At 35.1% G+C, this 15,968-nt stretch carries 9 protein-coding genes; all 9 read left to right on the top strand.

The features are described from left to right. A partial coding sequence (locus LX80_RS11675) for a PKD domain-containing protein (RefSeq protein ID WP_170120450.1) occupies positions 1 to 2,013 on the top strand: 2,013 nt, incomplete at its 5' end. Between the two features lie 70 nt (positions 2,014 to 2,083). Further along, positions 2,084 to 3,115 carry a PorP/SprF family type IX secretion system membrane protein gene (locus LX80_RS11670; RefSeq protein WP_111296662.1) on the top strand — a complete coding sequence of 344 codons (1,032 nt, stop codon included), beginning with the start codon at positions 2,084 to 2,086 and terminating at the stop codon, positions 3,113 to 3,115. A 180-nt stretch (positions 3,116 to 3,295) separates the two neighbouring features. Further along, positions 3,296 to 3,850, top strand: a complete 555-nt coding sequence (locus LX80_RS14670; protein ID WP_111296661.1) for a carboxypeptidase regulatory-like domain-containing protein — start codon at positions 3,296 to 3,298, stop codon at positions 3,848 to 3,850. Between the two features lie 29 nt (positions 3,851 to 3,879). Then, on the top strand, positions 3,880 to 6,363 hold the full coding sequence (locus tag LX80_RS11660) for a SusC/RagA family TonB-linked outer membrane protein (RefSeq protein WP_262509763.1): 2,484 nt from the start codon (positions 3,880 to 3,882) through the stop codon (positions 6,361 to 6,363). A gap of 27 nt (positions 6,364 to 6,390) precedes the next feature. Beyond that, the gene (locus LX80_RS11655; protein WP_111296657.1) at positions 6,391 to 7,875 is read left to right on the top strand and encodes a RagB/SusD family nutrient uptake outer membrane protein; all 1,485 of its coding nucleotides are present in this window, start codon (positions 6,391 to 6,393) and stop codon (positions 7,873 to 7,875) included. 148 nt (positions 7,876 to 8,023) lie between these two features. Then, positions 8,024 to 8,314, top strand: coding sequence for a carboxypeptidase-like regulatory domain-containing protein (locus LX80_RS14585; RefSeq protein WP_211307758.1), 291 nt, complete (start codon positions 8,024 to 8,026; stop codon positions 8,312 to 8,314). A 30-nt stretch (positions 8,315 to 8,344) separates the two neighbouring features. Continuing rightward, positions 8,345 to 11,185, top strand: a complete 2,841-nt coding sequence (locus LX80_RS11650; RefSeq protein ID WP_211307757.1) for a SusC/RagA family TonB-linked outer membrane protein — start codon at positions 8,345 to 8,347, stop codon at positions 11,183 to 11,185. A 28-nt stretch (positions 11,186 to 11,213) separates the two neighbouring features. Further along, positions 11,214 to 12,695 (top strand): RagB/SusD family nutrient uptake outer membrane protein, encoded by a 1,482-nt coding sequence (locus LX80_RS11645; protein WP_111296797.1) that lies wholly within the window; start codon positions 11,214 to 11,216, stop codon positions 12,693 to 12,695. A 233-nt stretch (positions 12,696 to 12,928) separates the two neighbouring features. Then, positions 12,929 to 15,949: a SusC/RagA family TonB-linked outer membrane protein gene (locus LX80_RS11640; RefSeq protein ID WP_111296655.1), complete on the top strand. Its 3,021-nt coding sequence runs from the start codon at positions 12,929 to 12,931 to the stop codon at positions 15,947 to 15,949. The last annotated feature ends 19 nt before the right edge of the window (positions 15,950 to 15,968 follow it).

Genomic DNA, 15,968 nt, shown 5'->3' with positions numbered 1-15,968 from the left:
AGTGCACCGATTACAATAATCGGAACACAAAAAGCTACTATCTTATTAAAAGACACCGGTAGTACTTGTTTACCCTATACTGTTACATTAATTAACAAAACTGTTCCTGCTATAAAATCAATTTGGTATTTCAGTGATGGAAGTACTCAGATGGGCGACAGTATTCGTTATTCAGTTAAAAACAACGGGCAATACTTAGTAAAATTGGTGGCACAAACAGCACAAGGTTGTACCTATGCTGATAGCTTACCTTTAAATGTGAATGTGCCTTCTCGCTCAGTTGCTTTCAATAGTGGTTATAATTGTGTTAATAATGCTGTTGTATTTAATGCTAATATTTTGCCCGGCGATTCATTACGTTGGAATTTTGGTGATGGCAGTGTATTAACTTCTGCTAATAAACAACTTCAACACACTTACACAAGGGGGGGTACGTTTGTGCCTTCTGTACAACTAATTGCAGCATCTGGTTGTACCATGTCAATTCCGGTAAAAGACACAATTAAAGTTGATGTACTAAGAGCTGATTTTAGTTTACATGCCATTTTTGATTGTGGGAAAGCTACTTATCAATTTATCGATTCCAGCAGCTCAATGTTTGGTATTCAACAATGGAGTTGGGTTGCCAATAATAATATCTTAGGAACACAACCTACCTTGTCTCAAATTTATACAACAGCAGGCAGTCAAAATATTACATTAATTGTGAAAGGAAAATCCGGCTGTAGTGATACTACACAAGCAACTTACACTGTTAAGATTTATGAATATCCTAAAGCAAGCATACAATCTGTTCAAGACGTATGTAGAACTGCCCTCTTAAATTTTACAGGTGTAACTTCATCTCAAGATTCCATAGTTTATCGTCAGTGGGATTTAGGAAATGGAACCAAATCTCAAGATTCAGTAACAGCAGTAATTTACAATAATTCCGGCGATTATAAAGTTAAATATACTGTAAGTACCATCAATAGATGTGCTGATTCTGCCCTACAACAAATTACTGTACATGCATTGCCTAAAGTAGCTGCAATGGCACCGCAACGTATTTGTAAAGGGGATTCTATTAAACTAAATGTAACAGGTGCAGAGCGATATATTTGGAAAGATCAGAACAACAATATTATATGTGAAAACTGTAGCACACCAACTGTAATGCCTGAGAAAAATACACAATATTATGTAGTTGGATACAACGAATTTGGATGTAGTCAAATGAGTGCTACAAATGTTACAGTAGTTCAGCCTTTTACATTATTAGTTTCTCCTAATGATACTATTTGTGTTGGTCAGCAAAAACAAATTATTGCAGTTGGTGCAAGCAATTATCAATGGATTGCACCTGATGGTAGCAGCTTGGGTACAAGTTCATCTTTGAGTGTAAGTCCATCAACATCTACTACTTATCGAGTAATTGCTAAAGATAATTACAATTGCTTTACAGACACAGGAACAGTAAGTATTATGGTGGGTAATCCTACACCAATAAGTGTTGGGAAAGACACAATAATGCAGGCAGGCGATATTTACAACTTCAGGGCCGTGGCTGATAAACAAGATATTAAGCAGTGGGCATGGAGTGGTGCAAATAATTTGTCATGCTATAATTGTGCCGAACCTCAAGGTAAAATTGTTGAAGATGCTTGTATTAGTTGTGTTGCTACCAATGTTTATGGTTGTCAAAGTGCAGATACAATTTGTATTAAAACTTTTTGCCCTACAACTGAAGTATATATTCCAAATGTATTTACTCCAGATGGTGATGGAATCAACGATATTTTAATGGTGCAAGGCAAAGGCATTAAAGTAGTAAAACATTTCATGATATTTAATCGCTGGGGTGAATTATTATTTGAAAGAAGCAATTTCATGCCCGGCGATCCCGCTTACGGATGGGATGGGAAAGTACGAGGCAAACCAGCTACACCCGATGTGTTTGTATATGTGTGTGAAGTTTTATGCGAAAAAGGATTACCGAATATTTATAAAGGAAATGTTGCAATATTAAAATAAAAAATATAAAAAAATGAAAGGATTTGGTTAAATTGTGTCATGGGCCAATAAGCCCCAAAATCCAATTGGTATGAAAAAATACTACTCACCAATTTTTTATTGCCTGCTAATCTTTTTGCTTGTACAAAATGTAAAAGCACAAGATCTTACTTTTTCTCAATTTTATGAACAACCCTTATTGAGAAATCCTGCTTTAGCCGGTGTTTTTACCGGTGATTTAAGAGTGTCAACAGTGTATCGCGACCAATGGTCAAGTATAACAGTTCCATTTAGAACAGAAGCCATGAGTATTGAATATAAGAGACCTATGCAAGGAAGTAATGACGTTTTAACTTTAGGTGCTCAAATGACACTCGATCAGGCAGGTGATATTCAATTGAAAAGAACCCAATTTCTACCGGTTGTTAATTATAGCAAATCGTTAAGTGATGATAAAGATTCTTATTTATCCATTGCTTTTATGGGGGGGCCGGTATATAGCCAGTTCGATCCCACATTGGTAAGAACCGGCGATCAATTTCAGGGTGGAAGCTATAATCCAAATGCACCTTCATCGCAAATATTTACAAACAATGGATATAACTATTGGGACTTGGCAACAGGTATCAGTTATAGTAGTTCATATGGCGATGCAGGTCGATTTTATATCGGTGCCGGTTATGCGCATTTTAATAAGCCTATTATTCATAGTGTAACAGGTACCATTGAAAATTTTTTATATCCAAAAATTACTTTTAACATTGGCCTGAATACACCAATAACTGATCGAAACCGAATCATAGCTTTTGCGGATTATTTTACTCAAAACGGATACCGTCAACTTTTAGGCGGCTTTTTATATGGTTTTGATTTTCAAAAGTTTTACAATGATGATCCTTATACTATTTATTTTGGCAGTTTTTTGCGCTGGGGCGATGCCTTTGTTCCGGTAATAAAAATGGATTTTAAGCATATGACTATTGGTATGAGTTATGATGTTAATGTATCCAAATTAAAAACTGTTTCAAACTTTCGTGGCGGATTTGAACTTACAGCCTCCTATCATGGATTTTTAAAAGTAACCAATAGCACACTTGAAAAATTAAGGTGTACTAGGTTTTGATTCTTAATTTATTGCGTTTTTTGTCTGATTTTCACTATTTAATTTTTGTTTTGTAGTGTTTTGCCTTAATCTTTTATTAAGGTTGTATCTCTTTTCACTAAAAAGTACTAAAATTTTTTTTTGATTGTTAAAATTTTATTAATAATATTGTTTTATTAATCAAAATTAAACACTGCTTCAATGAGAAAAACATTCATTTTGTTGCTTTTATCTATTTTTTTGATAATACAAGTATTTGCACAAAACCGCACAATTGTTGGAAAAATTACTGATGATAAAGGACAGCCATTGGCTGGTGTATCTATTAATGCATTAGGGGCTGATAAAAAAGTAATTGCAACGGCAGTTTCAGGAAGTAATGGTGAATACACAATTCATGTTGGCGAAAGTGTAAAAGGTTTGCAATTTAGCCATATTGGTTTGGATGAACAATATATTCCGATTGGTAACAAAGGGGTAATTAACTTAAGTTTATCTGCTTCTAGTAAAGATTTGTCAGAGGTGGTGGTTACCGGATATGGATTGCAAAAAAAATCAAATACCACAGCTGCTATTGTAAAAGTAGGTGGCGAACAATTAGCCGATAAACCTTTTGCATCAATCGATCAAATGTTACAAGGTGCAGCTGCAGGTGTTCAAGCCGTTGCTACCACGGGTCAGCCAGGTGCTAACCAGCAAGTTAGGATTCGTGGTGTGGGTTCATTCTCCTTAGCGGCATCGCAGCTTTATATGTAATTGATGGGGTTGTAATGAATGGTGGTGATTTGTCAAACGGGAATGGAGGCGGATTTAATATAAATCCTAGTACAAATGTATTGGCTACTTTAAATGCGGATGATATCGAAAGTGTTACCATTTTAAAGGATGCCGCTGCAACTTCAATTTATGGTTCAAGGGGTGGAAATGGTGTTATTATCATTACTACAAAAAGTGGAAAAAATGGTAAAACACAATTTAATTTTAGTGCAGAATATGGAAGCAACAATGTAATACTGCCACCACCTGCAGGGCGACCACTTCAGGCGAATGATTGGTTTACCTTATTGAAAGAAGGACTAGTGAATGCTAACGCTAGTCAAACTACTATTAATAATACCTTGGCTTCGTACGGCTATGGAAATGGTGTTGATATTCATTGGTTTGATTTAGTAACAAGAACGGGTGTTCAAAACCAATATAATCTAAGTGCTTCAGGTGGTGATGGAAAAACAAAATACTTTATATCAGGTGGATATTTTAAACAGCAGGGAACAACAATAGGGACTGATTTAACAAGGTATAGTGGTAACATTAAAGTATCACATGCTGCAACTGATAGACTTACATTCACAACAAAAGTAACTGTTGGTGATGTGGTTCAAAATTCTGCATTGGCATCAAGTGGCATTTCTGGAGGTGGTGGATATTTTGGCAATCCCGGTTATGTAGCACTTGTCTTAAGGCCTACGCAAAATCCATTCAATCCAGATGGAACACTTAACATATCAAATAATAATCTCGGATTCCCAGCCCATTATAATCCTCTATATATTGCTGCTAATGATAAAAGATGGCTGAAAGCTTTAACAATTCTTGGTTCAGAAAATATTGAATATAAAATTTGGAAATCACTCAAATTCACAAGCAATTTAGGATTGCAATATAACGGGAATGAAGAATATCAGTTCAATAATCAATTTCATGGAGATGGATCAGGTACTGCCGGATATGCTTTATCCATTTATACTCGAAATTTTTTATGGAATTGGTATAATCAATTTGATTATCATTTTGACATTAATAGAAATAAAAAATTTTCTGCAGATGTGAAGGTAGGGTATGAAGCTACTAGAAATGCTTATTTACAACAACAAGGATCTGCACAAAGCTTTCCGCCAAAACTTGATTTGTATTCTTCACAAAATGCAGCTACTTCAACTTTGGGAATACAAATTTCTTCTGATTATGCTTTTACTGGTGCTTATTCAAATGCCAATATTACTTACGATGATCGGTTTTCATTATATGGAAGTTTTCGGAGGGATGGATCTTCAAGATTTGGAAGTAGCAACCCATATGGAAATTTTTATTCAGTAGGCTTTGCGTGGAATGTTATGAACGAAAACTTTATGAAACGCATAGAATTGATTAATAATTTAAAATTAAGAGCATCATATGGTACTAATGGAAATGCTGAAATAGGGAACTATCAATGGCGTCCATCATATGGATTCGGGTATAATTATAATGGGGTAGCAGGTGGAACATTTAATAATATTGGTAATATCAATTTAACCTGGGAAAAAAACAAACAATTTGATGTTGGCTTTGATCTAGGTTTATTAAAAAATAGAATTAATGTAATTGCTGATTACTATGTTAGAAAAACAGATGGCTCTTTATTAAGTCAGCAAATTTCAAGAACAACAGGATTTACAGGTGTAATTAGTAATTTAGGTGGTTTAGAAAATAAAGGAATTGAATTAACCATTTCAGTTACACCTATACAAACAAGAGATTTTAGCTGGCAAATCAATTTTAATTACGCTAGGAATAAAAATTATGTAAGTAATTTGCCAACTGGAGATCAATATAATCCTCAAAGCAGCGCATTCTTAATGCGTGTTGGTCAGCCCTTTTATTCATTTTATACACGTGCATGGGCAGGTGTAGATCCTAATTCAGGAAGTCCTCTTTGGTATACTGATAGCACTAAATCTACTACAACAACTTCTTTCGCATCAGCAAAATTATTCTTAGTAGGGAAATCAGCATCACCAACCGATTTTGGAGGATTGGGAAATGTTTTCAACTATAAGAATTTTACATTAGGTATTGATTTTTATTATAATTATGGTAACTATATTATCGATAACTATGCACGATTCTTTACTGACGGTAGTTTCCCAACCAGAGGTAAATATGCATTTATGATGAATCGTTGGCAGAAAAAAGGTGATGTAACTAATGTGCCTAAATATGTTTATGGTGATGCTACAAATGGAGCTACAGGATCAGATAGAATTATTTATAAAGGTGATTATATAAGGTTACGTAATGTTCAAGTGGGTTATAGACTTACAAACAAAACAGTGTTAACCAAGCTTCATTTAAGTGCTTTAGCATTTTATGTTCGAGGCAGTAATCTATGGACAAAAATATATGATAACAATTTAACAAGCGATCCTGAGCAGGGAGTACAAGGTTTCAATAACCAATCTGTTGCACCCTCAAAATCAGTAACAGTTGGTTTAAATGTTACATTCTAAATTATATTTATTTTAAAATTTTAGGCAATGAAAAAATATATCATAAATTATCAATTTTCAAAACTTGGTCTTTTGTTTGGCATTTTACTTTTCGCATCATGTCAAAAAAGTTTTTTGGATTTAAAACCTTACAACGCCTCTGTTTTAAGTGATGCTATTAAGTCTGAGGCTGATTTAAATGCAGCAGTAAATGGTTTGTATGCTTCTTTAAGAGCTACAGATTTTTATGGAAGAACTTTTGCAGTAAAAGGCGACCTGATGGCTGATCATGCTTTTCTTTCTAGCCAGAACTCTGGGCGTTATACCGGCTTCAATTTGTACAATATGGTTGTAACAGATGGTTATGCGAGCAATATTTGGTTTAATGCCTATCAAGCAATTAAAAACGCAAATCTTATTATTAATTCCGGTTTAGCGATCACTAACGATAATATTAGTCAGTTGTTTTCAGAAGCTTATGCCATAAGGGGTATGGTATATTTTGATTTATGTAGAAATTATGCTTTGCCTTATGCAAAAGATCCTAATGGACCTGGGGTGCCCATTGTACTATCGTTTAATCAGAATGCAAAACCTGCAAGAAGTTCTATCAAAGATGTTTATGCGCAGGCAATTTCCGATTTAAACAAAGCTTATTCATTGGCCAAGTTTAATCAAGGAACAACAATGACATTTCAAAGTACTGGCCAGTCTCGGACTGTAAATTCTTCCTTTTGCTCTAAATATGCTATTTCTGGTTTGTTAGCGAAAGTATATCAGCATATGGGCGATTGGGCGAATGCAAAAAATGCTGCTTTAGATGTGGTAAATAATGGCGGTTTTTCACTAGTTCCTAGTACTGGATTGGTGAACTATTGGAAAGGAACTACCCCAAGAACTGATAGAGTTGAAACCATGTTTGAGGTTACGTCTGATGCAAATAATAGTGTTTCAGATGGCACACTTGCAAATTTATATGTACCCAAACCGATTGGAAGTTATGGAGATATATTAGCTACTCAAGACTTTTATAATTCCCACAGTCTCACTGATGTAAGGCGTCAGTTATATAATCCCAGTACTCGTTCTGGTCAATTGGGTATTGCATACTATATCACGAAATATCCCATTGATCCTATTAATTATGATGATGTGAAAATTGTTCGTTATGCCGAAGTTCTTTTAATATTATCAGAGGCTTATTATAATTTGAACGACCCAATCAATGCATTGAAATACTTGAATATGGTCGCTATGCAACGCGATCCTGTTTTTTCCGGATATACCTCAACCGGACCACAAATTTTAGAAGACATTTTAACAGAAAGAGGTAAAGAGTTGGCTTGGGAAGGATATCGTTTTTGGGATTTCTATCGCTTACAACGTTCTTTTGTAAAACCACAGGCTCAAGATGCTTCTAATGCCATAATTCAAAGTATTACAGTTACACCAACAACATTAAACATTATATTTCCAATTCCTAAAGATGAAATCCTAGTAAATCCAAACATTACTCAAAATAATGGTTATTAATAATGTTTATATTTTTTTAAAAAAGCCAAATTAAATTTTGGCTTTTTTTTTATTTCAAAGCAACTTTTTAATAAAAAATATTGCCCTTAATACTTTTTAATTAAATTGCCATTTAAAATTTTATTTTTTAACCCAAAACTAAACGTACATGAGAAAATCATTCTGGTTGCTCTTGTGCTCAATAATTGTTTCACTTCAATTATTGGCACAAACCCGCACAATTACCGGTACTGTTACCGACGATAAAGGGGCTACCATTGCCGGAGTTTCTATTAATGCTCTTGGCCCCGACAGAAAAGTTTTAGCCTCTGCTGTTTCTGATGCTTCCGGCCATTTTACAATTCATGTTCCCGAAAAAACCCGTGGATTACAATTTAGCCACGTGGGTTTGGACGAACAATTTGTTCCACTTGGGAATAAAACACAAATCAATGTTTAACTTTCTTCTACCAGTCGCGATCTTTCTGAAGTGGTTGTAGTTGGTTATGGCGTTCAAAAGAAGAAAGAGGTAACCGGTAATCTTGCTGTTATTAAAGGCGCAGTAGTAGCTGACAAACCTATTCAAAGTTTTGAAGCAGGTATTGCCGGTCGTGCTCCGGGAGTGCAAATTACCGTACCTAATGGTGTATTGAATTCACCGCCAGTTTTTAGAATTAGAGGAACCAACTCCATTTCACTTAGTTCTTATCCTTTAATAGTAATTGATGGGGTTCCCAGTTTTACAAACGATTACTCTTCAACCAATGCAGCTGCAAACCCATTAGCTAGTATTAACCCCAATGATATTGAAAGCATTGATGTTGCTAAGGATGCTGCAGCTACTGCTATTTACGGAAGCCGTGCAGCCAATGGCGTTGTATTTATTACAACTAAGAAAGGAAAAGCAGGAAAAGCAAAAGTTACTTATGATGGTTGGGTCGGTTTTAGCAATCCTTATCGCTTACCTTCAATGATGAATGCACAGCAATACACTAATTTTAAAAATGCAGCAGTAGCAAATAACCCTACTCAATCTGCAGTACAATTTAATATTGCCACCGGCGCAAATGGTGCACCTGTAAATACCAATTGGTATGATTATGTTTATCGCCAAGGCATTTCACAAAATCACAATGTAAGTGTATCCGGTGGGTCAGATAATACAACTTATTATTTTTCTGCAGGATATACTGCTCAACAAGGTATTATTCGTAAAAATAATTTCGACCGTTTAAATGTTTTGTTCAATGTTGATAGTAGGGTGAATAAAGTGATGACAGTTGGAGGTAAAATATCTTATTCTAACGAAAAGAACTTGGCTGCTACTTCTTCAGGCTCTTTGAGTGGCGAAGCATTTAATACAGCAGGTTTAGGTCGTTTAGCTTTGGTATTACCTCCTAGTATTTCGCCCTATAACCCCGATGGTTCTTATAATATTAATGGTGCAAGTATTGGATATGCCAATATTGTAGGTACTTCAGTTCCTTATTATAATCCTGTTCCTCAATTAGATCTCAATCGTTCTAATAATGAGGTTAATCATATACAGTCTAATGCTTATTTGCAATTAAAGCCTTTAAACTGGATTACATTACGCAGTACTTATGGTATTGATTACTTGAATATTGATAACGATTTATTCTGGTCACCTGTTACAGGCGATGGTTACAGCTATAATGGTTATGCAAGTGCAATATTTGGTAAATACAAGACATGGGTATGGACTAATACTGCTCAATTCGATTATACTTTTGCCAAAAAACATAATGTAAGTTTATTGGTTGGTTCAGAGCAAACCCGTAGAACATCATTAGCATATGGCATTAATCGTCAAGGTTTATCAGACCCCAATTATAATTTGATTCAAGCAGGTTGGATAAATAATAATGCTACTGGAATGGGTTATGGTGAAAATTACCTGTTATCTAAATTCAGTCGTTTAAATTACGATTATAATAAGAAGTATTTTATTAGTGGTAACCTACGTCAGGATGAATACTCAGCTTTAGGTGTTAAAAAAGGTACCTTTTGGGGTGTATCCGGTAGATGGGATATCTCTAAAGAAAACTTCTGGAGTTCAGCTAAATTAGATCATATTTTCAACAGCTTTAGCATTAGAGGAAGCTATGGTAAAGTAGGTAATATTGCCGGTATAGGTGATTATACCCCATATTCTACTTTTGCTTCAGGCTTGTATGGTGGAGCCTCTACCTTAACTTTTAATACTGTTGGAAACCCTGCATTACAGTGGGAAACCAGTAAAAAAACCGATGTTGGTTTCTCATTCTCTGTGTTAAGAGAGCGTTTGAGTGCAGAGGTTGCATATTATCGCAATAATATTGATGGTTTAATATTGAATGTGGCTCAAGCTCCTTCTGCAGGATTGCCCTCTAATCCTCCGCAAAACATTGGTTCAATGTACAATAAAGGAGTTGAGATTGATTTGAATGCTCGCATTATTGAAACTAAAAATTTCAGTTGGAATTCTAACTTTAATATTAGTTTCAATACCAATCAGGTTACAGCTTTGGCGCCTGGTTTAACGAATATTCAAACTTCAACTTCTAGCCTAGAAACAGTAAACCGAACAGCGCCAGGTTATGCAGTAGGATATTTGTGGGTAGTAAGAACTGCCGGCGTTGATCCTGAAACTGGTAGAAGAATTTTCTTAAATGCTCAGGGTAATAAAGTATATTATCAATACTATGCTCCATCCGGTCAGTTTAACTATTCAAATGCAGATGGCACAAAATATATTGGGCCAACCGGTGCAACCTCTATTTCTCAGGCTAATGATGCTGTAATGTATGGCAATGTTCAACCTAAGCAATATGGTGGTTGGAATAACGATTTCCGTTATAAAAACTTCGATTTAAATGTGATGCTTACTTACCAACTTGGTTTTTACGTGTATTATGGAACCAATGCCGGATTACATGACCAACGCTTTTGGAATAATGCAACTGACATGTTAACACAAGCATGGCAGAACAAGGGTGACGCTAATAAACTATATGCTAAACCTGTATTTGGCGATAATGTTTCTAATGGATCAGCAATGCCATTAGATATCAATGTTTTCAAAGGAAACTTTGTAAAATTGAGAAACCTTTCTGTAGGATATAATATTCCTCAGAGTGTATTATCTCGTGCAAAAATTAGTAGATTAAGAGTATATGTAAGTGGTCAGAATTTAGCCATTATTACAAAATATCCCGGTCCTGATCCAGAGGTATCTTCAAATGGAAACTCTGCTACAGCACAAGGTGTTGACAGAAATACAGCCGGTAATGCACGCACTATTACTGTAGGTTTAAATGTTGGTTTCTAATTTCATTCACAACAAAATTGAATTTGCAATGAAAAAATATAAATATCTATCAGTTTTGGCACTTGGAGCAAGCTTATTGTTTGCTTCCTGCCAACGTAATTTACTAAATCCTGTTCCTCAAACCTCTATTTCCGATGCATCAGCTTTTAGTACATTGAGCCGTATTCAGGCTTCAGTATTAGGGCTATATGGTGCATTAAAAAATGGTAATTTATATGGAGGTCGCTATGTAATTTATGGAGACATACGTGGAGAGGATTTTATAAACCAAACCAGTAACCTGGTTACAGGTTCCGATGTGTGGGCTTTAAACCCAACCAATAGTGCTACAGCTGTTGTTAACTTATGGGCTCAAGCTTATTATACCATTAATAGTTGTAATATATTTATTGATGGAATGAATGCAGGCGGATCCGCTATTGCCGGACCAACTCTATCAGCCAATTACATAGCTGAGGCTAAATTAATTAGGGCACTTTGTTATTATTCATTATTACAATATTATGCTCGTCCTTATGCAGATGGTAATGGCAGCAAACCCGGTTTGCCGCTTCGATTAACAGGTATTAAAGGTGTTGGTCAGTCAAACTTGGCCCGCAGTACAGTTGCTGATGTATATGCGCAAGTAATAAAAGATTTAAATGATGCTGAAACCGGATTACCGCTGAATTACAGCAGTGCTTATAACAACACCACACGTGCACACCGCAATACTGCTATTGCTTTGAAGACAAGGGTGTATTTGAGTATGCAGAACTATTCGGCTGTTATTACCGAAGCTAATAAAATAGTTTCAGCAACTGCACCTTTCACAGCCACTTCAGGTGTAGCTAATGCATTACAAGCTGATATTACACAAGTATTTAAAACGCCTTATACTACAACTGAATCAATATTGTCAATGCCCATGACCTCTACAGCCGGTGATTATCCCGGAACACAAAATCAATTAGCTTATTATTATACTCCTGTTGCTTCTTTAGGTGGTGTAGGTAATGGAGAATATTCATTAAATGCCAATGGGATAATTGCCGATCCCACTTGGTTACCTACTGATGCAAGAAGAAGTTTTATTCTTCAAACTGGTTCTGGTTCATCATTAAAATATTGGTTAACTAAATATAAGGCGCCAAGCCCATATACAGATTATGTGCCTGTAATTCGATATTCTGAAGTGCTATTAAATCTTGCTGAAGCAAGGGTACGCAGCACTAATACAATTGATCCTCAAGCAGTTGCCTTGTTAAATGCAGTTCGTAACCGATCAGATGCTGCTACAACTTATACAGTTGCCAGCTTTGCCTCTGCTAATGATTTAATTAATGCCATTTTGAAAGAAAGAAGAATTGAATTTTTAGGGGAAGGTTTACGTAATAACGATTTAATGCGTTTGTTACAAACTATTCCTGCTAAAGGTAGTGCACAATCTAAAGGACCTAATGATGTTGGATACATCTGGCCTATTTCAGCTAATGAATTGGCATTAAATAATTTATGTACCGATAATTAATTTGGGTGAAAATTTTTTAAGTATATCCTGAATAATACTCTAGTTAAAGCTTAATTTTTTTTGAAATTTTCAAAAAAAATTAAGCTTTTCTATTTAAAATCAATTTTAAATCTATTTTTTAATCAAAAATAAATTTTATTGCAACTTTTTAATAAAAATTTATGTCTTTAATGTTTTGTTAACTTATATTTGAAATCCTTTTTAACTTTTTTAAAACTAAAACACAGAGAATTATGAGAAAACTGCTAATGCTTCTCATGTGTGCATTGTTGACTGTGGGTCAATTGTGGGCACAAAATCGTACTATACATGGTACGGTGTTAGATGAAAATGGTAAACCCATTGAACGAGCTTCTGTTGTGGTAAAAGGAACGAAAATTGGTACCAGTACAGAAGAGAATGGAACTTTTAAATTAACTGTTCCGCCAACAGCAAAATATTTAGTAATCACTGCTTTAAATTTTGAAAGACGGGAAGTATTCATAGAAGGGAAGAATGAAGTTGAAATAAAGATGAATCCACTTGATTCAAAATTAGATGAAGTGGTTGTAGTTGCTTATGGAACCCAAAAGAAAAACACAGTAACAGGTTCTCAGGTTTCTGTTAAGGGTGCTGTTGTAGAAAATAAACCTTTTACATCTGTCGATAAAGCTTTGCAAGGGGCTGTAGCTGGTTTGCAATCTGCTGCTGCTTCTGGTGCTCCCGGCTCATCTCAGGCAATAAGAATTAGAGGAATTGGGTCAATTTCAGCTTCTGCAGATCCTTTATGGGTGATTGATGGAATTCCAGTAAACTCCGGAGATGTATCGCGTTTAACAACTACTGCTAACTTACTTTCTACTTTAAATCCAGATGATATTGAGGATATCACAGTGTTGAAAGATGCAGCTTCCTCTTCGATATATGGAAGCCGTGCAGCTAATGGTGTAATTTTGGTTACTACAAAAAAAGGTAGGCCCGGAGCAACACGCTTTAAGTTTGATGCAGAAGTAGGCCAAAATTCAATTGCTTATAAAAATAGTGCCTATCAGCCACTTACAGCCGATCAATATGGTACAATAACTAAAGAAGGTTTAATAAATGCTGGTCAAGCTACACCATCAAATGTAGATGCAATTTATAACGCCAACTTTTTATCAGTATTCACTTACCCATCTCCAGTAAACACTGATTGGCTTTCTGCCGTTACTCGAGTTGGAGGGCAACAGCAATACAATTTAAGTGCAAGTGGGGGTAATGAAAAAACTACGTTTTTCTTATCCGGAGGTATGTTTAAACAGGATGGTACTACTATTGCTACTGATTTTACCAGGATTAATGGAAATGCAAGAATTGAGAATAGGGCAACCAATAAGTTAACTTTAGGTTTTACTTTAAATGGTGGAGTTACTGATCAAAATACACCATTAAATGGAGGAGCCTTCGGTAATCCGGTTCTTAGTGCATTTTTCTTGTTACCTACTTTATCACCTTATAAGCCAGATGGTACACTTAACTATTTAACCGGCGATTTTCCAAATGCTTCAACTTATAATACTGTTGCAGTTGCTGCATTGGATAAAAGAAATCTGCATGGGTTAAGTTTAAGAGGTTCTGTTTATGCAGAGTATAAAATATTAGATAATCTTCGTTTTAAAACACAGTATGGTGTTGATTATAATACTTTAGAGGAAAATCAATACAACAATCCTTTTTACGGAGATGGTCAAAGTAGTGGTGGTCGTGCATTTGCATATTATACTAGGTATACAAACTGGGATTGGGTGAATACTTTAGATTTTAAACAAAGTTTATTGCGTTCTGGTGATTTGAACTTGAACTTAAAAGTGGGTTACGAGTCTCAGTTGAGTAAGGGATATTTTGTTTCTGTTCAAAATTCAAATTTTCCTCCCACAACAATCTTAACAGTTCCGGCAATTGGTGCTACACCAAAAACGGCTTCACAAACAGCAAGTGATTATGCATTTGTTGGTGCATTCTCATCTGCTGATTTAAATTTTAAAGATAAATATATCATAACAGGAAGTTTTAGAAATGATGGATCTTCTCGTTTTGGATTAAACCGTCGTTATGGTAATTTCTGGTCAATTGGTGGTAGATGGAATATTGATAGGGAAAGATTTATGCAAAATATTAAATTTATTAATCAGTTAGTATTGCGCTCTTCCTATGGAACAAATGGTAACGCCGGAATTGGTAACTATGATGCATTACCATTATATGGTTATGGTTCCAACTATATTGGTAATCCTGGAAGTGCACCTTCTCAAGCTGGTAATATAGATTTAACTTGGGAAATAAATAAACCATTCAATGTTGGCTTAGATGTAACTATATTAAAAAATAGAGTTAGTTTCACAATAGAATATTACAAAAGAAATACTACATCATTGTTACTTGCTGCACCTGTTCCACCAAGTACTGGATTTACAAGTGTAACCAAGAATATTGGAGCAATGGAAAATAAAGGTGTTGAATTTACTTTAAATGTTGTTCCTATTCAATCTCGCGATTTTAGATGGAATTTGAATTTTAATATTGCTGCTAACCAAAATAGGATTACAGCGTTGGTAAATAATCAAGATATTTTATCTGGAGTCTTTATTCGTAGAGTAGGTTATGACTTCCAAACCTATTATGCTCGTATATATGCGGGTGTTGATCCTGCAAATGGTGATCCACTTTGGTATACTGATGCAACCAAACAAGCTACTACAAATAACTATGGTGCTGCTCAAAGAGCGCTTTACCAAAGTGCATCTCCCAAATTCTTTGGTGGATTCGGCAATAGTTTCAGATTTAAGAACTTTAGTTTTAGTGCTAATTTTTATTACAACTTTGGTAACTATTTAAGAGATACTTGGGGCTCATATTATAATGGAGCTGGATTTGGTGGAGGCTTCAATAAAGTTCAAAGAATTATGAAGCGTTGGACTACCCCGGGTCAAATTACAGACATTCCCAAATATGTATATGGCGGAAATAAAAGTGCTCAAAGCTTTTCTACATTCTATTTATTTAAAGGTGATTTCATTCGTTTAAGAGATATTGAATTAGGATACGATATGCCGAAATCACTTTTAGGTAAGTATCATATTGGTACTATGAGATTCTATGTGAGAGGAACTAACCTTTGGACTTGGGTAGCTGATTCAAATATGCCATTTGACCCTGAGCAAGGCGTTTCAGCACAAACAAATTTGGAAGTATTTATTCCAAAAACAGTTACTGCAGGTGTAAATATTTCATTTTAATTAAAAGTTGAGAAATCAA

The organism is Hydrotalea sandarakina, from assembly GCF_003254115.1.
Classification (GTDB): Bacteria; Bacteroidota; Bacteroidia; order Chitinophagales; family Chitinophagaceae; genus Hydrotalea; species Hydrotalea sandarakina.
The sequence above is the reverse complement of the archived record's forward strand: the minus strand, read 5'-3'. Positions and strand labels throughout refer to the sequence as shown.